We start from the raw sequence: 21,809 nt of genomic DNA on the forward strand, positions 1-21,809 counted from the left end.
GGAGCATGTCGTAATGAATTGGAAACGAGCGTTTTGGCTATTAGCGGTCGTCAACGCCGCTATCCTCATTCTTGCAGTTGTTTGGCTGTTTCAGCCGTCTCCGCCGGTCAAACGGCCGGTGCGCCCGCACGTAGAAGGGGCCTCATTTACCGTGTACTCGAAAAAAGCGCATTTGAACGCCGTCATTAATGATTATTTGGCGGAAAAAACGAAAGACCATCCGCTGCAATACAATGTTTGGCTTGCCGACCGCGTCTTCGTCTCGAGCGAAATCCCGATGTTCGGCCGCAATGTGGAGCTGGTCGTCTCGTTTATGCCCAAAGTAGTAAAGGGCGGGAATGTTGAGCTTATAGAACCGGCGATCTCGCTTGGCGATTGGAAACTGCCGGTGACGTACGTGCTTCGCTATTTGCAAAAGCACGCTCCATTACCGGATGAAGTGGTCATTGACCCAGAACGGGCCCGCGTCTATGTGGCGCTCGATGACATTCGCTTTGGCAACGGTTACCAAGTGGCGGCAAAAAAAATTGACCTAGCTGCTGACGAGATCGTGTTTACGTTAACGATTCCGACCCGGCAGCGATGACGTAAATGAGAGGCTGTTTCAAAAGGTTGCAGTCACCTTTTGAGACAGCCCCTTTTCCCCTTCAAGACAGGTTAGTCTATGCCGTTCGTTTTCGCATCGTTTTGAGAGAAGTCTTCCGCCTCAGGCGAAGCGGGCGGTTCATAAACGGCGCAGCCCTTTCGGGTAAAAGTTTTTCACCGTTCCTTTCACTTCTTTCCCCCAAGCGAACGGATGACCGTCGACGGCAACAAGCAGCCAGCCGCGGTCGCCGCCGGTCGGAAGCGTCTCCCCGCGCCAATATTGAGTGATTTCGCGGCTCGTGCTTGATAGATCAAGCACATGGTTCACTTCGTCTGTCTTCAGCGCCAAGGCGAGAGCGTGGTTCGGCTCAAACCGCTCTTTTTTCACCTCGCCAAGATGGAGGCCAGCGCGGATGACTTTCAGGCCTGACCAATCAGGGCATCGCTCCGGCAGCATGGCTAAATGAGAACCAAAAGAGACGATCGTTCCGTGCCGTTCTATTCGCAGCGCCGTCTGTTCGAATTGGCGGTACAGACGGACCGCCGCTTTTGGTGCGTTCGCCTTTCCCCATCGCCCGTTCCATAGCGGGGTCGGCCGCTGTTTTTGCAGTTTGGCGATAAAATGCCCTTCGCCTTTGATGCGGTGCGGCCAAAGGCGGACCGCATGTTCGAGCTCAGCCCGGTTTGTTTTCGTCCACTCGGGCCGCCCGGGCTCCATGCCGCCGGTTTTCGCAATCGGCATCATCCGCAAATCGTCATACGTCTCAAGCAGCCACTCGATGGTCTGCTCGTTTTCTTCCGGAGAGAACGTGCACGTTGAGTAGACGAGAATGCCTCCTTCTTTTAGCATCGCATAGGCGCTTTGCAAAATGCGCCGCTGCCGGGCGGCGCACTCTTCTACGTACGCCTGACTCCAAAACGAAGCCGCTTCTTCTTCTTTGCGAAACATCCCTTCGCCCGAGCACGGGGCGTCGACTAAAATTTTGTCAAAAAAGCCAGGGAACCGCTCAGCGAGCGCTTCCGGCGTCTCGTTGACAACCACCGTATTGGTCAAGCCGAGCCGTTCGACATTTTCCGCGAGTGCTTTGACCCGTTTCGGGTGAATTTCGTTGGCGACAAGGAGCCCTTTGTTTTCCATCATGGCGCCAAGCTGGGTCGTTTTCCCGCCGGGAGCGGCGCATAAGTCAAGCACCGTCTCCCCAGGCGCGGGACGGAGCGCTTCGGCGACCGCCATCGCGCTCGGTTCCTGAATGTAGTACAGTCCGGCCGCATGGTACGGATGTTTTCCCGGCTGCTCGTCCGGGCCGTAATAAAACCCGGTTGGGCAAAACGGCACCGGGGTGAGGGAAAATGGCGCCGTTTTCGCCCATGAATCCGGGTTGATTTTCAACGGATTGGCACGCAAGCCGTTGGCTTTTTCTTCTTTATAGACGGCCAAAAACTCGTCTGCCTCGTCTTGCAGCAACAGGTTCATTTTTTCCACAAATCGTTCCGGCAACATCGACACTGCTGGCTCCTTTCTGCATATGCCCCGCGCGGCTAGGCGGCACTAGGAGCGGCCACCCGGCCATTTGATTTTCGGTTCCGTTTTGTTCCAAATCCGTTTTATATTGGCGCGATGGCGGTAAACGATAAATGAGGCAAGCAGCCAGACGGCTGCCGTCAATGGAATATCATCCGTAAACAAAATAGTGTAAACGGCTGCGTACAGCGCCGTGGCCATCGATGAGAGCGAAACGTATCTCGAAAGGGCAAGGACAACAAGAAAAATAGCGATCAGCGTTAAAAAAAACAGCGGGGAATAAAATAGCACTACTCCGGCTGAGGTCGCCACCGCCTTGCCGCCGCGAAATTTGGCAAATACCGGATACATATGGCCGACCACAGCGACCGCTCCGGCCGCGAGCGGGTGAACAGGGACAGAAAAAAACATCGGCAAGCTCGCCGCCAACGTTCCTTTCAACATATCGCCCAAAATGACGATCGTTCCCGCTTTCGCCCCGAGCACGCGGAACGTGTTCGTTCCCCCAAGATTGCCGCTCCCGTGTTCGCGAATGTCGATCCCGTAGCCGACTTTCCCGACGAGGAGGGCAAATGGGATCGAACCGAGAAGATAAGCGATAAGCAAAATCAGTGCAGTCATTTCATTAAACACCCTTTACTGAACAAGTTTGTGCATGTTTCTATTTTATCATGCATGCGAAAAAACGGTAGACAGGAATTTTGCATTTCGAAGCGGCAACCGGTAAACTAAAAAGCGGATGGAAACGAACGGCCGGACGTTGGTTGTTCGTTCCGCAGCTAAAGCAAAAAGAGAGGGGCGACGACGATGAAAACGACCGTCACGTGGAATGGAAACATGTCGTTTAGCGGCCAAAGCGCTTCCGGTGTGACGATCCCGATGGATGCCGCGAAGGACGTCGGCGGCAACGATTCAGGCGCTCGGCCGATGGAGTTGTTGCTTCACGGGTTGGCGGGCTGCACCGGCATCGACATCATGTTGATCTTGCGAAAAATGCGCCTTGATGTCCGTGCGTTCTCGATGGAAGTGGAAGGGACGCGGGCTGAAGACCACCCGAAGCGGTTTACGAACATTCATATCCATTACGCCCTTGAAGGCGATTTGCCGGAAGAAAAAGTCATCCGCGCCATTCGGCTGTCAAAAGAAAAGTATTGTTCCGTCTCCCATTCATTAAACGCCGCCATTACGGCGAGCTATTCGATTAACGGCGTTCGCGGGAAGGAGACGATCTAAACAGGAGGCGGTTTGGCCGTTTTGCGCGTTAGCGCGAAGACGGTCTGACCCGTCGCGCCGGCTTATATGGTGAAAGGGATTGAACGGCTTATCCCTGTGAGTTTGAAAAAAGGTGTTTCGCTAAGTTAGGCGAAGCACCTTTTCTTTATTAGCTTAGAACGGATAGCGGCGATAGACCGTTTGGATGGACACCCATTTCGTGATCGTAAATTCATCGACCACCCACGGATTGCCAAAGCGGCCGACGCCGCTCGCCTTTGTGCCGCCGAATGGCACGGTCGGGCTGTCGTTGACCGTTTGGTCGTTAATGTGTGTCATTCCGCTTTCAATGCGAAGGGCAAGCTGCTCGCCTTCGGTCACATCCTCGGTGAAAATAGCCGAACTTAGTCCGTATTCTGTATCGTTGGCCATCGCAATCGCTTCTTCGTCGGAGCGGGCTTTCATGATGGTCGCGATCGGTGCGAACAGCTCCGTTTGTGCCAGTTTGCTTCGGTTGTCGACATCAATAAAGACAGTCGGTGTCAACACGTTGCCGACCCGCCTTCCCTCGAGCGCTACTGCGGAAAATTAAACGGTGAAATCGATGTGATTACGCCGAGCGGCAAGCGGTACACGCGGTTGATTTTTCCTTCGATTTCCGACGGCAACTCTTTCACTTTGGTCAATTCATCAACCATCTGGACGGCCTCTTCGACAAGTCCAATCGACAAATCAAGTTCCACATTGGCTTTAATCATGCTTCCACCTGTTTCGCGGGCAATGAGGTCGACGATTTCGCTGCGGTGGGCGCGCAAGTAATCCGCCGCTTTGCGAAGCACTGCTTTTTTCGTTGCTGCCGGCGTTTTCGCCCATTCCTTTTGCGCCTGTTCGGCCGTCAAAAAAGCGTCGGCCAATTGCTCCTTCGTCGCTAGGCGAATAGAGGCGATGAGCGAGCCGTCAAACGGATTGATATTGTCATATGTGCGGCCGCTTTTCCCTTCCGTCCATTCGCCGTTGATAAAACTTCGGTTCCATTGTTCAAACGATGTCATTGCATTCACCTCCACCGTATATTGTTCGACGTTTTCTTAGCGCTATACCCGGCCTGTGAAAATTTTCTATTTTTCCAATTTACAAAGACTTTACAAAAACAAATCCTTTTGTCCCTATTATTCTACTTATTCAAAAGATATAATCGGGAGGTGAAGGGAATTTCCATAGGGAAGGAGAGGAAACGATGAAGCGTTCGGAACGATGGGGAAAACGGATGTTGTCGGCATTGGCGGCAGCTGCTGTATTGGCCGCAACGCCGGTTGGGGCGGCAGGAGCGGAAAAGGGCGCCGTAGAGCCTGCCTCGGCGCACCGTTATATTGAGGTGCAGCTCCTCGGCATAAACGACTTTCACGGCCAGCTCAACGTGACGAGAAAAGTCGGCGGGCGGGAAGTCGGGCGGGCGGATTATTTGGCCGCTTATTTGAAGCAGCGGGAGGCAGAAAACAAAAACACGCTGCTCGTCCACGCCGGTGATGCGGTCGGCGCCAGTCCGCCGGTATCGGCGCTGCTGCAGGATGAACCGACGATCGAAGTGCTGAACAAACTCGGCTTTGATGTCGGTACGCTTGGCAACCACGAGTTTGACGAAGGGGTAGCGGAAATGCTGCGCCTGATCCATGGCGGGGATCATCCGGTGACCGGTGATTTCGCCGGGGCGGATTTTCCGTACGTGAGCGCCAACGTCGTTGACAAAGAAACGAAACAACCGATTCTTCCGCCGTACGTCATTCAGCGGGTCAATGGCATGCCAATCGGGTTCATCGGGGTGACATTGACAGATACGCCATCGATCGTGACACCGAGCGGCGTCGCGGGAGTCAAGTTCATCGATGAAGCAACAGCGATTAACAAAGCGGTCCGGGAACTGAAGAAAAAAGGGGTGCAAACGATCGTCGTTCTCGCCCATAACCCAGGCGTATCCAATCCGGATGGGACAAACGCAAGCGGGGAAATTGTCGATATCGCCAACAACATCGACGATGAAGTCGATGTCATCTTCGCCGGTCATAACCATGCCTATTTAAATGCAGTGGTGGACGGCAAACTGCTCGTTCAATCGTATTCGTACGGCACGGCGTTTTCTGATGTCGATTTGAAAATCGACCCGCGTACGAAAGACGTCGTCGCCAAAAAAGCGGAGATCGTGACGACCTATCATGACGGCATCACTCCGGACCCGGAAATCCGTGCCCTCGTCGAAAAATATGAAGCGAAAGTGGCGCCGCTTGTCAATCAAGTCGTCGGCACAGCAGCCGAAACGATCAACGATGAACAAAACGAAAGCGGCGAGTCGGCCTTGGGCAATTTGATCGCCGATGCCCAGCGGGCGACGATGAACACCGATTTTGCCTTTATGAATCCGGGCGGCATCCGCGCGGATATCGAACAAGGCGAGGTAACGTGGGGAGAGTTGTACAGCGTTCAGCCGTTCAACAACCAGCTCGTGAAAATGACGCTCACCGGCGCGCAAATCCGCCAGCTTTTGAACCAGCAATGGCAGCCGGCACAAACGCGCATGCTGCAAATTTCCGGCCTCCGCTATACATGGGACGACCGCAAGCCGGCGGGGAAAAAAGTCGTCGATATTCAGCTTCCTGACGGCACACCGCTGAACCCGGACGGCGAGTACACGGTGACGGTCAACAGCTTCCTGGCTGATGGCGGCGATGGGTTCACGGTGCTGACGCAAGGGACAAACCGCGAAGTAGGGCCGGTCGATTTGGATGCTCTCGTCTCGTACATTCGCGGCCTTGAGCAGCCGTTCTCGGCGCGGATTGAGGGGCGGATTAACCGCCTTCCGTAACACGTGTTGACTAAAGGCGAACGGTCGCCAAGCGAATGAAGAAGGTGTCCCCCAAAGGCCCGGGGACACCTTTTCTTCGCTACAAATGGCGGGGTTGCTGCCGCTTGTGCTCGGACGACCGAAAACAGATCGTTCTAGCGAGCGTTTCTACAGCTTAAGATGCTTTTTGCTCGAATAGCTTGATGATCTCGACGATCACTTCGGCCGCTTTCACCATATTGTCGGCGGAAATGTACTCGTAGCGGCCGTGGAAGTTTTCGCCGCCAGCGAAAATGTTCGGCGTCGGCAGTCCCATATAGGACAGCTGTGACCCGTCTGTGCCGCCGCGGATCGGTTTCACCTTCGGCTCGATGCCCAAGTTCGTCATCGCTTCATGGGCGATGTCGACGATATGGCGCACCGGTTCGATTTTTTCGCGCATGTTGTAATATTGGTCATTGAGTTCAATAGAAATTCGGTTGCTGCCGTATTTTTGCGCAAGCGAGGAAGCGATGTCTTTCATGTTCGTCTTGCGCGCTTCAAATGACTCGCGGTCAAAATCGCGGATAATGTAATGAAGCTTCGTTTCCTCCACGTTGCCTTGGAAGGAAAGCAAGTGGTAAAACCCTTCATATCCTTCTGTATGTTCAGGCGCTTCGTTCGCTGGCAGCTGTTGCTGGAACTCCATGGCGATTTTGATCGAGTTGATCATTTTTCCTTTCGCCGTACCCGGATGGACGTTTTTGCCTTTGATCGTGATTTTTGCTTCCGCCGCGTTGAAACTTTCGTATTCCAATTCGCCGAGCGGCCCGCCATCGACCGTGTAGGCAAATTGGGCGCCGAATTTGGCGACGTCAAACTTGTGCGGCCCGCGGCCGATTTCTTCATCCGGTGTAAAGGCGACGCGCACTTTGCCGTGTTTGATGTCCGGGTGTTGAATGAGGTAGTGCATCGCCGTCATAATTTCTGCGATCCCTGCTTTATCGTCGGCGCCCAATAGCGTCGTCCCGTCCGTCGTAATGAGCGTATGCCCTTTGTAGTGGGCAAGCTCCGGGAAATCGTTTGGCGACAAAATGATGCCTTGTTCTTTGTTTAACACGATGTCGCCGCCGTCGTACGAGTCAATCAATTGCGGGTTGACGTTGGCCCCGGTAAATTCCGGCGCAGTGTCCATATGAGCCAAAAAACCGATCACTGGCACGTTTTTGTCCGTATTGGCCGGCAACGTCGCCATCACGTAGCCGTTTTCGTCGACCGTCACTTCTTCCATCCCGATCGCTTTCAGTTCCTCGACTAACATGTTCGCCAACTCCCATTGTCCTTGAGTCGACGGGCACGTATCGCTTTCTGGATCGGATTGAGTGTTGACTTTGACGTATCGGGTGAAGCGTTCAATGAGTTCTTGTTTCAAGGTCAATCCCCCTTTTTATGTACAAATTTGAACAACAGATCAACCATTCCTCCGTTCGAGAGGAAACGCAGGCGGTGTTTTCCATTTCATTCTATCACACGTAGCCTAAACGGTAAAAAAGAAGGCACAGCTTTGCGAGGACAGCCGGGGAGCGCAAGGCGAGGGCATTCCCCGTTTATCGGCGCATTCGACACAAAAAGCGGTTCACTGTTAGAAGAACCGCTTCCGTGTTTTTGTCTCCGGCCTTTCACATGTCACATTTTTGGCGCACGCTGCTTGTTTTTTTCGCTTTCTGCCTGTTTTCGGGCGGCAAGACTCCCCGGTGTGGCTTTCGTTTCAAGATTGTTCAAGCTTTCTTTTGTTTTGTTGTCCATCGTCTTTGACCTCCTTGCCATATTTATGAAGTGGATATCGGGACGAATCATTGGTATGATCCGCCATTTTCCGACTATAGTGTTTGCTCGTTTCCCGCTATTATGCGCAAAAGCCGATGGGCTGCATATGTCAATGTGCGGTATAATGAGAAGGGCGGGTCAACCTTGCGAAAGCCGCACTTGGCCGTCCAGAACGGACAAAGTAGACGGAAAGGGGGAGGGCAAACGATGTCATTTAGTTACGTATCCCATCTTTATTGCCCGAAATGCGAACATACATATGATGTCGATCACGTGCATCAGCTTTGCGAATGCGGTTCGCCGCTTTTGGTCGCCTATGATCTGGAGGCGATGCGCCAAGAAGTGGTGAGGGAAGCGCTCAAGGAACGCGAACCGAGCTTATGGCGGTATCATGAGCTATTGCCGGTGAAACGCCCTGAACATATCGTCTCTTTAGGGGAAGGAATGACGCCGCTCGTGCCGATGCCGCGCCTTGGCCGGAACATCGGCATTGACTCGCTCTATATGAAAGACGAAGGAGTCATTCCGACAGGAACGTTTAAAGCGCGTGGAGCGGCGGTCGGCGTTTCTAAGGCAAAAGAATTAGGGGTCAAACAGCTTGCCATGCCGACAAACGGCAACGCAGGGGCGGCGTGGTCGCTTTATGCCTCTCGGGCGGGCATTCGCGCGACGGTGGTCATGCCGGTCGATGCGCCGGAATTGACGCGCAAAGAATGCGCCATCGCAGGAGCGGAATTGTATTTCGTCAACGGTTTGATCAGCGATGCCGGGCAAATCGTGGCGAAAGCGATCCGCGAATGCGGCTGGTACGATGCTTCTACATTAAAAGAACCGTACCGGATTGAAGGAAAGAAAACGATGGGGCTTGAGATCGCCGAGCAGTTCTCCTGGCAGCTTCCGGATGTCATTTTGTACCCGACTGGAGGCGGCGTCGGGCTCATCGGCATTTACAAGGCAATCAAAGAACTGCAGGCGCTTGGCTGGGTGAGCGGCAAGATGCCGCGTCTTGTCGCCGTGCAAGCCGAGCATTGCGCGCCGATCGTGAAGGCGTGGAACGAGAAAAAGCGCGAATCGGAGTTTTGGCCGAATTCCCATACGGTGGCGTTTGGCATTAACGTCCCGAAAGCGCTCGGCGATTTCCTTGTGCTTGAGGCGGTGTATGAAACGGACGGCTGCGCCATTGCGATCAGCGATAAGGACATTTTGGCGGAACAGCGGGCGGTGGCGAATTTGGAAGGGGCGTTCATTTGTCCGGAAGGGGCGGCGGCGTTCGCGGCGGCCCGCAAGCTGCGCGGGAGCGGCTGGATTCGCGACGGGGAGACGGTCGTCGTACTCAACACGGGGACGGGATTGAAATACGCCGATTTGATTCAAGTCGCCCCGCCGGTGCTCGAGCGGGGGGATGAGCTGCCAAGGAGCGGACGATAACGGAAATATGGCACTGAAAAACGAGGGTTCTTGACCAAAGAGCCCTCGTTTTTGTTTAGTCCGTTCAGAAAAGCAGTAAGGCGATGCCGAGTGGTTACCAAAAGCGGAATCGCGCCGTCGATTCGGCGAACCGTTCTTCTTTAAACGGATTGGCGGTCATCGAATACCCGCGTTCTTCCCAATAGCCCGGTTCGTCTTCTTTCATAAAGCGGATGCCTGACGCCCATTTCGCTCCTTTCCATAAGTAAAATGTTGCTGGTGGAATAAAGCGGAGCGGGTAGCCGTGTTTGGGCGAAATGTCTTGCCAATCGTGATGGTTGTCTTTCCACCGATAGACAAACAGCGCATCGTCGCTCATTAACGCGTCAAGCGGCAAGTTCGCGGAATAGCCAAACCGGTCGCCGTTTAAGTAGCCGTAAATTTTCACGTACTTCACATCGGGCTCTAATTCGACAAAGCGCAAAAATTCGCGGAAGGCAATGCCTTCAAACGTCGTATCAAATTTCGACCATGTCGTGACGCAATGCATATCGACGGTGGAAATCGTTTTGGACAGCGCCATCACTTCTTGATAGGAGAAGGAGACCTCCTTTTTGACCTCGCCGAACAATCGAAATTCCCATGTCGCCTCATCAAATTTGTACACGTCCCCTTCATGCAAAATCGGCCATTTTTCCGTCTCAAACTGGCCGGGAGGAAGTTGTTTTGTCATGGTGTGCACTCCTTTGGAATGAATGTTTTCTTGTATTTAATGATACGAAAGGAAAGGGAGAGGATGCAACGAGAGAAAGGGAAGAAGCGGAACTCGAAACAACATCCCCATGTGATCAAACGATCGTTCATTCGCCCGCAAGAATAATTTTTTCCTTTCATGCACACCGTATCCAATAGGACCTTCATCATGGAAAATGGAAGAGATAGGAGCGTGATGCCGATGGCCGTACAAAGCGAACGGCGATGGATCCTTTTTGCGCTTGGCGTCATCGCCCTTTATGTGTCCCCGCTGTTTATCCTTGGCGAGAATGCGCACATTCGCGTTCACGATAATTTGGATTCCAACATCGCCTGGTATAAAGTGCTCGCTGAAAGCGGGCAAATCACCGGGCCGCTTGATGCGAACATTCCGCAAATCGCTAACGGCGAATTGTCGAGAAACGCCCTTGGCTCGGAGTTGACCGGCATCGTCTGGCTACATGCTCTGTTTCCCACGATGACCGCCTATGCGCTCAGCCAGACGATCACAAGGGTGGTGGCGTTTTTAGGCATGTATTTGTTGTTGAAAACGCATTTCCTGCCTGAGCCGCGGTGGATGGCTGTTCGCATCGGCGTGGCGCTCGCCTTTGCGCTGACGCTGTTTTGGCCGTCAGGGATGTTAAGCACGCTCGGCATGCCGCTTGCGCTTTGGGCGTTTTTGAACATCCGGAAGGGAGAGCGGTCGTGGAAAAATTACGCCGTGCTGACGCTTCTTCCGTTTTATTCGAGTTTTGTGCTCGGTTTCTTTTTCTTTCTTGCCGCTATGGGCGCGCTTTGGCTTTTGGATGTGCTGCGCGGAAAGGGGTGGAACATCCATTTTTTCCTTTCCATCGCGTATATGACGCTGCTTTATTTGCTGGTCGAGTACCGGCTTGCGTACTCATTTTTATGGGAGGATGAGCCGACGAGCCGGGATGAGTACTTCCACGCGCGCCTGACGTTTTGGCATTGTGTCCGTTTAACATGGAAAAACTTTCTTCTCGGCCATCATCACGTCATGACCGAGCACACGTTTTTTATTTTACCGGTCTGGTTCATCGCGTTGTTCCTCATTTACGCTAACCAACGATGGAAAGAGGAACGGGTGTTTCTTTTCTTGTTTGGGCTGAATTTCGCGCTGTCGGCATGGTACGCCTTTTGGTTTTATAAAGGGTGGCTGCCGCTGACCGAGCGATTTCATTTTTTAGATACGTTTAACTTCGCCCGCTTCCATTTTTTGCGTCCGCTCATCATTTATGTGCAGTTTGCGCTGGCGTTGAAAATCATGTGGCAATCGAGCGAAAAGGGGAAAACGTGGGCGAAACGGTTGTTAGCGGCGCAAATCATTCTTGTGTTTTTGATTAACGAGGAACTCGTCTTCCGTTATGAACCGACGGTGAAACAATTTTATGCGGAAGAACAGTTTCAACAAATCAAACAATACATCGGGCTTCCCGTATCCGAGTACCGCGTCGTCAGCATCGGCCTTCATCCGGCCATCGCCCAATACAACGGGTTTTACACGCTTGATACGTACAACAACTTTTACCCGTTGTCATACAAATACGAGTTCCGCAAAATCATTGAACGTGAACTGGCGAAAAGTAAAACGATCCGCACGTATTTTGATGAGTGGGGCGGGCGCTGCTACATCTTTACGTCAGAACTCGGGAAACGGTATATGTTTACAAAACAGTCGAAAAAACGGCTGAAAAACTTGCAGTTAAATACGAGGCAGTTAAAAAAAATGGGCGGTCGCTATCTTTTCTCGGCTGTTCCGATTGACAATGCGGCTGAAAACAGGCTTGTACTCGAAAAAGTATTCACTTCCGATGAATCGGCATGGACGATTTATTTGTATAAAGTACAATAGAAAGAAAACAAAACACAGCGGCTTCCTATTGGAAGCGGGAGCCGCTGTGTTACGGAGCTTAGCCGCGAGGTTGATCGAGCCGTGCAAGCTGCCTGTCGTGCCACCTTGAGAGCAGCCATAGGGCAATCAGCGTCCCGATCAATGTACATAACATATCCCATTGCGTGTCCCAAATATCGCCTTGCGTGCCCAAAAAAGTCTTTTGATGCCTTTCCTCCTTTGGAGATCATGGACACGAGCCATTCGATGATCTCATACAGGGCGGCGATGGCGAGCGACATGCTTGTGATGATCGTGAAAAGCCAAGCGCCGCGCGGCAACGGTGTTTTCCTCAGTAAAATTTCCCGGAGGACGATCGCAAATGTCCCTTTGAGGAAATGACCAAACCGGTCGTAATGGTTGCGTTCGAAATGGAACGCCTCTTTGATCCAGTTGAAAAAGGGAACTTTGGAGTAAATGTAATGGCCGCCGATCAACATGATGATCGCCAACATGGCGACGATGACATACGACATCGTTGTCAGCCGAAAGCGTTGGTAAAGGGCGGTCACGATCACAAGCCCAATGAGCGCCGGAGTGACCTCGAGCGCCCATACCGCATAACTGGTCGGGCGAATGGCCGACCAGACGAACACGGCGGCGACAATCAGCAATAACAATCCATGAACGCGGGTTTGTCTTGCCTGCTCCACTTGTTTTCCTCCTTGGAACAGCGAGATTTGTCTATGGTCATTATTCGGAAAAACACGGATTTTATACAAATCATTTTTCGAGAGTCGGTGATTGAAGGGAGAACGCCGCTTCATGGCACTATTTCTCAAATAGAAAAACCTTGCAGCATCAGTTCTTCCTTTCACACGTTCGCTCATCGATCAAGAGAAACAGTTGGTTTTCACCGGCCTTTTCGAGCGCCTGATGAAAACGGCGGAGTTTTCAAACGGTGATCAGGACTAGAAAGAAAGGGAGAAGAGGCCAGCGAGGTAAGACAGGAGGTTCGGGTAGGGAAACATTCCTAATTTTCGACGAGAACACGAATGTATATTCGCATTTGCTTCATTCAATGGTATAATGAAACATGCACAGCTATATGCAGGGTGGGCAGTGGCCACTCCCCGAATGAAAGGGGGTGGTGCTGATGGTGACGATTGCCGATGCGCTGACGCTCATGATTGCGTTTGCGTCGCTCGTCGTTGCGGTGATCGCCGTCGCAAAAGACAAAAAGTAACCCACCCTGCTAGGCCGAGGCGAGGGTAGGTTACGATGCCCGAGGCTTGGGCCACTGCGCTTCTTGCAGCGGCTGTGCATGCAGGGCATTGGTGGCCGCCAGTGCCCTGCTTTATTGTACGTTTCCGTTTCTTTTATTATACGCGTACAAAGTAGGTGATGACAAGAACTTTCCAAAAAGAGACGGCGAATATCGAAAAGAGGAAAAATGGTGTTGACTCTTTCGATTTTTTATAGTAAATTTCATATTGTCGTTCTGATGCTCAAAGCATGAAAGAAAAAAGAGCAAAAAAGCTTGACAAATATTTTGATTGGTTTATAATAAATATCGTCGCCATTGCCTAGTGGTGATAGCGGAGAGGAAACACTCGTTCCCATCCCGAACACGGAAGTTAAGCTCTCCAGCGCCGATGGTAGTTGGGGCCAGCGCCCCTGCAAGAGTAGGTCGCTGCTAGGCATAGAAGATGGAGTATTAGCTCAGCGGGAGAGCACCACGTTGACAGCGTGGGGGTCACTGGTTCGATCCCAGTATACTCCACCATGATGGGGCGTTAGTTCAGGGGGAGAACGCTTCGCTGGCAGCGAAGAGGTCAGGGGTTCAAATCCCCTACGCTCCATTGATCATGCGGTCGTGGCGGAATGGCAGACGCGCTAGGTTGAGGGCCTAGTGGGGGCAACCCCGTGGAGGTTCAAGTCCTCTCGACCGCATCGCTCCAAACAGTTACGGAGGAGTACCCAAGTCTGGCTGAAGGGGTCGGTTTCGAAAACCGATAGGGGTGTCACAGCCCGCGGGGGTTCGAATCCCTCCTCCTCCGCCATATAAAGTCGGAATTTCATATTATGCCGACTTAGCTCAATTGGTAGAGACGAGCATCCGCTTCATCGAATCAGCTGCGAGTTGCCTCGACGCATCCATCTTCCATGGAATAAGCGAGTAGAGGAAGAGGCACAGAGCTCAATAGCGAGCCAGTTTCCTGATCTGTATTATGCCGACTTAGCTCAATTGGTAGAGACGAGCATCCGCTTCATCGAATCAGCTGCGAGTTGCCTCGACGCATCCATCTTCCATGAATAAGCGAGTAGAGGAAGAGGCACAGAGCTCAATAGCGAGCCAGTTTCCTGATCTGTATTATGCCGACTTAGCTCAATTGGTAGAGCAACTGAATCGTAATCAGTAGGTTGCGGGTTCAAGTCCTGCAGTCGGCATCATTGATCACGGAGGGGTAGCGAAGTGGCTAAACGCGGCGGACTGTAAATCCGCTCCCTTTGGGTTCGGCGGTTCGAATCCGTCCCCCTCCATTTGTTTATTTCCTATAAGCGGGCCTATAGCTCAGCTGGTCAGAGCGCACGCCTGATAAGCGTGAGGTCGGTGGTTCAAGTCCACTTAGGCCCATCTCTTATGTTGGACGGCAAGAGTCATTCTTGCCGTTTTTGTATGATGGCTGACGGTGCAATGTGCTCCGTTTCTCATCCTGAACTGAGAAGTTCTTCGTTTCCACATGTGAGTAGCCGGCTTTCATTTTGTAGTAACAAGACATCGTTCATGCCTGCTATCCGGCGACGTAAGGGGGCTGACCCAAAAGGTCGTCTACCTTTAAGATAGGAACAACATATAGTGTGGCAGAAACAGTCAGTACGTATATATAGCGGTGAAAGAGGGTGTCCCGAAAGGATCGGGACACCCTCTTTTCTTGTTTGAACATCATTGCAAAGGTTGCCTTTGACATGGAACGGTCGTTCGGTTGCCTACTGGACATACTTCCCATAGTCCGGGACAGCGATGCGGTCAAAATCACGGGCGAGTTTTGTCAGTCCTTCGCGCAGCTCTTCGCCGGAGACAGGGGCGCCGTGCCCGGTGATGGCAACTGACGGAAGGAGCGCCGCTAACTTGCGCACTGACTCGCGGGCAGCGTCCCAATCGATGGTATAATAGCGCGGCGGGCCGCTAATCTCTGTTTGCTGGATCAATACTTTATACAGCGAGTCTTGACGGACGGTGACGAACGCGTCGCCGGCGATTAAGGCGGCATCGCGCGGCCGGAATAAGGAAATATGGCCTGGGGTGTGTCCCGGTGTGTGGATCCAGCGGAACTCCGGCAAGTGCGGGACGGTGCCGTCCGCAGGGAGCGGCTGGACGCGGTTGCCTAACTGAATCGGCTCGTTCGGAAAAAACGGTGAGATTTTGGCGATGAAGCCACCCTCGACGGAAGCGTCCGGCTCAGGGTAGCGGACTTTCCCAGTCAAATACGGGAGTTCGGCCGAGTGGGCATACACCGGGACGTTCCAATGTTCTACGAGCTCGACAATCGCCCCGACGTGGTCAAAATGGCCGTGGGTTAAAATAATGGCTTGCGGACGGCTGCCTTCTCCAAACCGTTGTTCCACAACAGAAATAATGTCATCCGCCGATCCCGGCATGCCAGCGTCGATCAAGACGAACGCGCGGTCGTCCGGGCGGCCGACAAGACAAATGTTCACGATTTGGATCGTATGGCAGTACAAATCGGGAAGCACGCTGACGCCGACACCGCTTGCTGCCGATGTCGCGGGAATGAAACGGTAGTCTTCTCCATAGTGCAGCTGTTCATCAGTCATCGAGATCCCCTCCTGCGAATGATCGTCCAACGATAGCATGCCGCACCATGGCATGACGTATACAAAACAGTGCCAGATCCATCAAGGAAATCCACTGTCTAACTCGACAAGGATCACCAAAGAATGGTACGATAGGGAAAAACGAATGGATAAAGGAGGCAAAGCGGATGAGCATTTTGAAAAAGGGGTTGGCGTTTGGGCTTGGACTAGCCATTGCCAGTAAAGAACAAGCGGAAAAATTGATCGATGAGTTGGTCAAAAAAGGAGAGCTGTCGCTCGATGAATCGAAAGAAGTGATCGACCAATGGAAGCAGCAAACCGAAGCGCGGAAAGCGGAAGTGCAGCGGCTTGTGCGTGAGCAAATCAAACAAGTGATTGACAAGCTTGATTTAGCGACGAAGGAAGATGTGCGGCAGCTCGAGGAACGGATCCGCCGCCTCGAAGAAAAGGAACAAAGCGGGCAGTAAACTGTTACCGGCTGTCCGCTTGCTTTTGGCCGTTGTAAGGGAGATGGTCGGATGATCGGGAAGCGGATGCGCCATATTGGCCGATACCATGAAATTGCTGTCGCCTTGCTTCGGCACGGGTTCGGGATGATTGTTGACGAGCTCGGTTTTTCGTCCTTTCTTTCCTTGCCGCCGCGCGGGCGGGCAGAACAGGGGAAGCGGGAAGGAAAGACGGTTGGGGAACGTCTCCGCCTTGTGCTTGAGGAGCTCGGCCCGACATTTATTAAGCTCGGGCAAATTGCCAGCACGCGGCCGGATTTGATTCCTGAATCGATCATCCGTGAGCTCGAAAAGCTGCAAGACCAAGTTCCGCCGTTTTCGTTTTCCGAGGTCCGCCGGATTGTGGAAGCGGAGTTAGGCGGTTCCCTAGAGGAGCTTTTTCGGTCATTTGACGAAACTCCGCTGGCGGCTGCTTCGCTCGGGCAAGTACATCGGGCCGTTCTTCCTTCCGGACAAGCTGTTGTGGTGAAAGTGCAGCGCCCGCATATTGCGGTGCGGATTGAGACGGATTTGGACATTTTGCAGGACTTAGCGATGCTCGCGGAACGGCGCTTAGATTGGGCGGCGTCTTATCGGCTATCTGAGATCGTTGATGAACTGGCCAAATCGCTGCGGCAAGAGCTCGATTATACGGTCGAGGCGCGTCACGCCGAAACGTTTGCGAGTCAATTTGCCGGTGATCCATCGATGTATGTCCCCGGCGTTTTTTGGGAATATACAACGAAAACGGTATTGACGATGGAATATGTGGAGGGAATTAAGCTCGGGGAAATCGAGCGGCTGAAAGAGAGCGGCTATTCGTTAAAAGCACTGGCGGAACGCTTGACTGTCTCAATGTTGAAGCAAATGTTCGAACATGGTTTTTTCCATGGTGATCCTCATCCTGGCAATGTATTCGTTCTCCCCGGCGGAGTGCTGGCCTTCATTGATTTCGGCTTAATGGGACGTCTCCGCCCGCATGTCAAGCACCACCTTTCGTCGCTTGTCATCGCCTTGATGCGGCAAAACACGGACGGGGTGTTGAACGCGATTTATGGCCTCGGCCTTGTTCCAGATGAGGTGGATGAAGGGAAACTGCGCGACGATATGGACGAGTTGCGCGAGAAGTATTATCGCGTTCCGCTTGGTGAGGTGAGCCTCGGCGAAGCGGTCGGAGATCTTCTGACGGTGGCGTTTCAGCATGGCATTCGCATTCCGAGCGACTTGACGCTGTTAGGGAAAGCGTTGTTGACGGTCGAAGGAGTGGTGGAGACGCTGGATCCGCAGTTTCGTGTGATGGATGTTGCTGAACCGTTCGGAAAAAAATTACTGAAAGAGCGGCTTCGGCCCGACCGCGTGGCAGAAACGGCGTGGAAGCGCGTGGCCGATTATGGCGAGTTGCTGCTTCGGCTGCCGGACAGTGTCAAGGAACTGACGAAGGTCATGCGGCGCGGCAAACTTCAGCTCGAGATGACAGCGTCAGACCTTGAGGCCCTTTTGCGTAAGCTCGATCAAATTAGCAACCGACTGTCAATTAGCATCGTTCTTCTTTCGGTGAGCATCGTCATGGCTGGCATGATGATCGCGTCATCGCTAGGACGGCAGTCGATGATGTTATGGAAAATTCCGGTCATCGAAATCGGGTTTGGGATAGTGGCGATCATGTTTGGTTGGTTGCTTTATTCCATTTTCCGTTCAGGAAAGCTTTAGCTCGGGTGTATGCCGTATGGAACTTAATGTTTCGAAAGGGTCATTTATATTTGAGTGAAACGCGAGAAGGCGGTGGTGTAGTAGGAGCCACTGTTGATTATGATACGTTTTCCAATTAAGGGGAAATTTGCGCGATCCGCTTTCTTTTTTGGCGAAATGCGGCCAATTTGGGCGCGGCAGCCGTTTTTCACCGGCCTTCTAGGATGGGAAGAAGTGGATGTGTATATGCAGTGGTGAAGTGGGCGTCTCACCGCTTTTTGAGACGCCCGCGTAAATGCGCGATTCCGTCTATGAGGGAGGGACGGAAGAATATCTATCACTACACAAAAACCCTGCCGCTTTCGCTATCAGGGGATTCACGCAGGGCGGTGGTTTGCCTGGATGCGAACGAGAAAGCGGGTCGCTCCATAGGCAATGAATACGATAATTAAATCGATGAGGAAGAGATGGAACTCGCGCAACCCTCGGTGCAGTTCAAGCAAGCCAAGCCACTGTTCAAGTGAAGCGAGTCCGAAAGCAAATATTGCGCTCAACAATATCGTATATAAATAAAAATTTTTGTTGTGGTTCGTGCAATATTGGTAAAGCAGCAAAAAGCCGACTGGCAGCACCGACGCGGTAATGTTTAAGGCAAACGGCAAAAACGGTGTCAAAAAATAACGGGGCGACAAATACATGGCGTTTTCTAAGGCGATGTAAGCATAGGTCCATAAAACGTGGACAGTATAGCCAAAGAAAAAGATTTCGAAGATCCGTTTCCGATCGACGGTGAAAACCAGCAACACTAAAGGAGCGATGAGAAACGCGAAGATCAACCAAAACGGTCACGTTCCGACGCTGGAGTAATCGTTCCAATACGATTGGAGCAGCCTGTGCAACTGTTCACGTGTTTGGTCGATGTCTTTCCAATATGCTTGAGCGTTCACAAACAATCCCCTCCTTTGCCTGTCTTTGTTTATCATGTTGCATAATCGAACGGGATATGCAACAAACGTCTGTCTCAGGCGGCGTAAACGGTGGAAAAAGAGGAAAACGCTGTTTCAGGCGCTGTGATTTCGGGGAAGATAAAGGACAACTGTGTTTTCTGCCGGCTTGCCGCGGCTGTGCATAGAGGCGGTGTACGAAAGGCAGACGATTTTTCCGTATTTTCCATGAACTCGGCAGGATTTTCATCCCTAAGAGGCGAAACTAGTACAACGAAAAGAGGAACGAGGAAGGAGAGAACCCGATGTCCATTGTCAATCCAAGTCGGGAAGAGATCGGCGACATTTTGCGGAAGGCGAAGCGGATTGCTGTGGTTGGCCTGTCCAACAACCCGGAACGTGAGTCGTATATGGTAGCGAAGGCGATGAAGGATGCCGGATACGAAATTATTCCCGTCAATCCGATGATTGATGAATGGGAAGGCATTCCGGCGGTCGACAAACTGACCGATATCGAAGGGCATGTTGATATTGTCGATGTGTTTCGCCGTTCCGAACATTTGCCGGAACTCGCCCGCGAGTTTGTTCAAATCGACGCCGACGTGTTTTGGGCGCAACTTGGCGTTGTGAACGAAGAAGCGTATCGCTTTTTAAAAGAAAAAGGCTATACGGTTATTATGGACCGCTGCATCAAAGTGGAACATGCGCTCACGAAGCGCGTATAACGACGAAACGGCCATCTTCCCTAAGATGGTCCTTTCGTTTTTTCGGCGCATTTGTCCGATTTTGTCAGGCGGTGTCAAAAGACAATGGACAGCTGGGCGTTTTATGGTACAATAAAACAGAAACAGATGTTCTTGTTTTGGCAGGAAAGGGTGGTCTTGTGGCAAAGCGATCGGTATATGAATATAACGAAGAGGCGATTCAAGTATTAGAAGGGCTTGAAGCGGTGAGAAAGCGGCCGGGGATGTACATCGGCAGCACTGACAGCCGCGGCTTGCACCATCTCGTCTATGAAATTGTCGACAATTCGGTTGACGAGGCATTAGCTGGATACGGAAACTACATTCTTGTCCAAATACATAAAGATCACAGCGTCACCGTTTTGGATGAAGGGCGCGGCATGCCGGTTGGGATGCATAAGCTCGGCAAGCCGACGCCGGAAGTGATTTTGACCGTGCTGCATGCCGGCGGCAAGTTCGGTCAAGGCGGGTATAAAACGAGCGGCGGTTTGCACGGGGTCGGGGCGTCGGTCGTCAACGCCTTGTCTGAATGGCTTGTTGTCACCATTCACCGCGACGGCTTCATCTATCGGCAGCGGTTTGAGAACGGCGGCAAGCCGGTGACGACGCTTGAAAAAATCGGGACGACAAACAAAACCGGGACGATCATTCAATTCAAGCCTGACCCGGCGATTTTCAGCACGACGGTGTTTGATTACGAAACGTTGAGCGAGCGGCTGCGCGAATCAGCGTTTTTGTTAAAAGGGCTGAAAATCGAACTTGTTGATGAGCGGACCGGGATGTGTGAAGTGTTTCATTACGAAAATGGAATTGAAGCGTTTGTCGCCTATTTGAATGAAGAAAAAGACGTGCTCCATCCGGTCGCCTATTTTGCCGGCGAGCAAAACGGCATTGAAGTCGAGTTTGCCTTCCAATTTCATGACGGCTACTCGGAAAATGTCTTGTCGTTTGTCAACAACGTGCGCACGAAAGACGGGGGCACGCACGAAGCCGGGGCGAAAACAGCGATGACGCGTGTCTTTAACGAATACGCCCGCCGCGTCGGCTTATTGAAGGAAAAGGATAAAAACCTTGAGGGGGCCGATATTCGCGAAGGGCTGTCAGCCATCGTTTCGGTGCGCATTCCGGAGCATTTATTGCAGTTTGAAGGGCAGACGAAAGGCAAGCTTGGAACGAGCGAGGCGCGTTCAGCCGTCGATGCGGTCGTGTCTGAACAGCTGACCTACTTTTTGCAGGAAAACCCGGATGTGAGCGCGATGCTCATTAAAAAAGCGATCCGGGCGTACCAAGCGCGCGAGGCGGCTCGCAAAGCACGCGAAGAGGCGCGAAGCGGCAAAAAGCGGAAAGGGAAAGAGGCGCTGTTAAGCGGCAAGCTGACGCCGGCGCAAGGGCGCAATCCGCAAAAAAACGAACTGTATTTGGTCGAAGGCGACTCGGCGGGCGGTTCGGCGAAGCAAGGGCGCGACCGCCGCTTCCAGGCGGTGCTGCCATTGCGCGGGAAAGTCATTAACACCGAGAAGGCAAAGCTTGGCGACATTTTGAAAAACGAGGAAATCAATACGATCATCCACGCCATTGGCGGTGGTGTCGGCGCCGATTTTTCGCTTGAGGACATTCACTACGACAAAGTGATCATTATGACGGACGCTGACACGGACGGCGCCCATATTCAAGTGCTGCTGCTGACGTTTTTTTACCGTTACATGCGCCCACTCATCGAGGCGGGGAAAGTGTACATCGCCTTGCCGCCGCTTTATAAAATCAGCAAACGAAGCGGCAAAAAGGAAACGGTTGAGTACGCGTGGACGGATGAACAGCTTCGGGAGATCACGAAAAAAATGGGCCGCGGCTACACGATTCAGCGCTACAAAGGGTTAGGGGAAATGAACGCCGACCAGCTGTGGGAAACGACGATGAACCCACAGACGCGCACGTTAATCCGCGTGCGCATCGAAGACGCCGCCCGCGCCGAGCGGCGGGTGACGACGCTCATGGGCGATAAAGTCGAGCCGCGCCGCAAATGGATTGAAACGCACGTCGCCTTTGGGCTTGAGGAGGAGCCAGGCTGGATCGGCTGATGGCGGCTTGAGGCAAGCCGCCTTTTTGGCGTTGATGTTCGTTAGGAAAGGAGAATG

Annotated in this window: 16 protein-coding genes, 7 tRNA genes, 1 rRNA gene and 2 pseudogenes; 18 read left to right on the forward strand and 8 right to left on the reverse strand. The window is 52.5% G+C overall.

Going from position 1 to position 21,809, the window contains the following annotated elements; genetic code table 11:
• Positions 1–13: 13 nt before the first annotated feature.
• Positions 14–586: a YpmS family protein gene (locus GS3922_RS07660; RefSeq protein WP_063165860.1), complete on the forward strand. Its 573-nt coding sequence runs from the start codon at positions 14–16 to the stop codon at positions 584–586.
• Positions 587–724: 138 nt separating this feature from the next.
• On the opposite strand, the gene GS3922_RS07665 is transcribed toward GS3922_RS07660, so the two are convergent.
• Both GS3922_RS07665 and plsY read right to left on the reverse strand, forming a co-directional pair.
• Positions 725–2,086, reverse strand: coding sequence for an RsmF rRNA methyltransferase first C-terminal domain-containing protein (locus tag GS3922_RS07665; RefSeq protein WP_063165861.1), 1,362 nt, complete (start codon positions 2,084–2,086; stop codon positions 725–727).
• A gap of 48 nt (positions 2,087–2,134) precedes the next feature.
• Positions 2,135–2,728: a glycerol-3-phosphate 1-O-acyltransferase PlsY gene (gene plsY / locus GS3922_RS07670; protein ID WP_063165862.1), complete on the reverse strand. Its 594-nt coding sequence runs from the start codon at positions 2,726–2,728 to the stop codon at positions 2,135–2,137.
• Between the two features lie 186 nt (positions 2,729–2,914).
• Here plsY and GS3922_RS07675 point away from each other — a divergent pair, with 186 nt between their 5' ends.
• Positions 2,915–3,340 carry an OsmC family protein gene (locus GS3922_RS07675; RefSeq protein WP_063165863.1) on the forward strand — a complete coding sequence of 142 codons (426 nt, stop codon included), beginning with the start codon at positions 2,915–2,917 and terminating at the stop codon, positions 3,338–3,340.
• A 153-nt stretch (positions 3,341–3,493) separates the two neighbouring features.
• On the opposite strand, the pseudogene GS3922_RS17175 reads toward GS3922_RS07675, so the two are convergent.
• Positions 3,494–4,371: pseudogene (locus GS3922_RS17175) on the reverse strand (aldehyde dehydrogenase family protein).
• Between the two features lie 185 nt (positions 4,372–4,556).
• On the opposite strand from GS3922_RS17175, the gene GS3922_RS07690 reads away from it, so the two are divergent.
• The gene (locus GS3922_RS07690) at positions 4,557–6,176 is read left to right on the forward strand and encodes a bifunctional metallophosphatase/5'-nucleotidase (RefSeq protein WP_063165866.1); all 1,620 of its coding nucleotides are present in this window, start codon (positions 4,557–4,559) and stop codon (positions 6,174–6,176) included.
• Positions 6,177–6,330: 154 nt separating this feature from the next.
• On the opposite strand, the gene pepT is transcribed toward GS3922_RS07690, so the two are convergent.
• Entirely contained in the window at positions 6,331–7,566 is a 1,236-nt protein-coding gene (gene pepT, locus GS3922_RS07695) for a peptidase T (RefSeq protein ID WP_063165867.1), read from the reverse strand.
• A 602-nt stretch (positions 7,567–8,168) separates the two neighbouring features.
• On the opposite strand from pepT, the gene GS3922_RS07700 reads away from it, so the two are divergent.
• Complete coding sequence (locus GS3922_RS07700) at positions 8,169–9,389, forward strand: threonine synthase (RefSeq protein WP_063165868.1); 1,221 nt, start codon at positions 8,169–8,171, stop codon at positions 9,387–9,389.
• A 94-nt stretch (positions 9,390–9,483) separates the two neighbouring features.
• Here the strand turns inward: GS3922_RS07700 and GS3922_RS07705 are convergent, their stop codons facing one another.
• On the reverse strand, positions 9,484–10,101 hold the full coding sequence (locus GS3922_RS07705; protein WP_063165869.1) for a sulfite oxidase-like oxidoreductase: 618 nt from the start codon (positions 10,099–10,101) through the stop codon (positions 9,484–9,486).
• A gap of 222 nt (positions 10,102–10,323) precedes the next feature.
• Between GS3922_RS07705 and GS3922_RS07710 the strand changes: the two genes are divergently transcribed.
• Positions 10,324–11,994, forward strand: coding sequence for a DUF6044 family protein (locus GS3922_RS07710; RefSeq protein WP_063167349.1), 1,671 nt, complete (start codon positions 10,324–10,326; stop codon positions 11,992–11,994).
• Positions 11,995–12,052: 58 nt separating this feature from the next.
• On the opposite strand, the pseudogene GS3922_RS07715 reads toward GS3922_RS07710, so the two are convergent.
• Positions 12,053–12,686 (reverse strand): annotated as a pseudogene (locus GS3922_RS07715) (DUF2238 domain-containing protein).
• A gap of 443 nt (positions 12,687–13,129) precedes the next feature.
• On the opposite strand from GS3922_RS07715, the gene GS3922_RS18140 reads away from it, so the two are divergent.
• From GS3922_RS18140 to GS3922_RS07755, 9 genes are all read left to right on the forward strand, one after another.
• A complete protein-coding gene (locus tag GS3922_RS18140) occupies positions 13,130–13,219 on the forward strand; it encodes a putative holin-like toxin (RefSeq protein WP_223812045.1) in 90 nt (29 codons plus the stop codon).
• Positions 13,220–13,558: 339 nt separating this feature from the next.
• Positions 13,559–13,675 (forward strand): 5S ribosomal RNA (gene rrf, locus GS3922_RS07720).
• A 9-nt stretch (positions 13,676–13,684) separates the two neighbouring features.
• Positions 13,685–13,759, forward strand: a tRNA-Val gene (locus GS3922_RS07725).
• A gap of 4 nt (positions 13,760–13,763) precedes the next feature.
• Positions 13,764–13,835: transfer RNA gene (locus GS3922_RS07730), tRNA-Ala, on the forward strand.
• A gap of 8 nt (positions 13,836–13,843) precedes the next feature.
• Positions 13,844–13,926, forward strand: a tRNA-Leu gene (locus GS3922_RS07735).
• Positions 13,927–13,943: 17 nt separating this feature from the next.
• Positions 13,944–14,036 (forward strand) — tRNA-Ser (locus GS3922_RS07740).
• 315 nt (positions 14,037–14,351) lie between these two features.
• Positions 14,352–14,424: transfer RNA gene (locus GS3922_RS07745), tRNA-Thr, on the forward strand.
• Positions 14,425–14,435: 11 nt separating this feature from the next.
• Positions 14,436–14,517: transfer RNA gene (locus tag GS3922_RS07750), tRNA-Tyr, on the forward strand.
• A 20-nt stretch (positions 14,518–14,537) separates the two neighbouring features.
• Positions 14,538–14,611: transfer RNA gene (locus GS3922_RS07755), tRNA-Ile, on the forward strand.
• A 353-nt stretch (positions 14,612–14,964) separates the two neighbouring features.
• Here GS3922_RS07755 and GS3922_RS07760 read toward each other — a convergent pair.
• The gene (locus tag GS3922_RS07760) at positions 14,965–15,813 is read right to left on the reverse strand and encodes an MBL fold metallo-hydrolase (RefSeq protein WP_063165870.1); all 849 of its coding nucleotides are present in this window, start codon (positions 15,811–15,813) and stop codon (positions 14,965–14,967) included.
• A 167-nt stretch (positions 15,814–15,980) separates the two neighbouring features.
• Here GS3922_RS07760 and GS3922_RS07765 point away from each other — a divergent pair, with 167 nt between their 5' ends.
• Together GS3922_RS07765 and GS3922_RS07770 are read left to right on the forward strand one after the other, a co-directional pair.
• Entirely contained in the window at positions 15,981–16,280 is a 300-nt protein-coding gene (locus GS3922_RS07765) for a phasin family protein (RefSeq protein WP_033014101.1), read from the forward strand.
• Between the two features lie 51 nt (positions 16,281–16,331).
• Positions 16,332–18,008, forward strand: a complete 1,677-nt coding sequence (locus GS3922_RS07770; RefSeq protein WP_063165871.1) for an ABC1 kinase family protein — start codon at positions 16,332–16,334, stop codon at positions 18,006–18,008.
• Positions 18,009–18,364: 356 nt separating this feature from the next.
• On the opposite strand, the gene GS3922_RS07775 is transcribed toward GS3922_RS07770, so the two are convergent.
• On the reverse strand, positions 18,365–18,823 hold the full coding sequence (locus tag GS3922_RS07775) for a hypothetical protein (RefSeq protein ID WP_318825731.1): 459 nt from the start codon (positions 18,821–18,823) through the stop codon (positions 18,365–18,367).
• Positions 18,824–19,236: 413 nt separating this feature from the next.
• Here GS3922_RS07775 and GS3922_RS07780 point away from each other — a divergent pair, with 413 nt between their 5' ends.
• Both GS3922_RS07780 and parE read left to right on the forward strand, forming a co-directional pair.
• Positions 19,237–19,656, forward strand: a complete 420-nt coding sequence (locus tag GS3922_RS07780; RefSeq protein ID WP_063165872.1) for a CoA-binding protein — start codon at positions 19,237–19,239, stop codon at positions 19,654–19,656.
• Between the two features lie 158 nt (positions 19,657–19,814).
• Positions 19,815–21,752: a DNA topoisomerase IV subunit B gene (gene parE / locus GS3922_RS07785; RefSeq protein WP_063165873.1), complete on the forward strand. Its 1,938-nt coding sequence runs from the start codon at positions 19,815–19,817 to the stop codon at positions 21,750–21,752.
• Positions 21,753–21,809 lie beyond the last annotated feature (57 nt).

It is taken from the genome of Geobacillus subterraneus (assembly GCF_001618685.1).
Lineage (GTDB): Bacteria > Bacillota > Bacilli > Bacillales > Anoxybacillaceae > Geobacillus > Geobacillus subterraneus.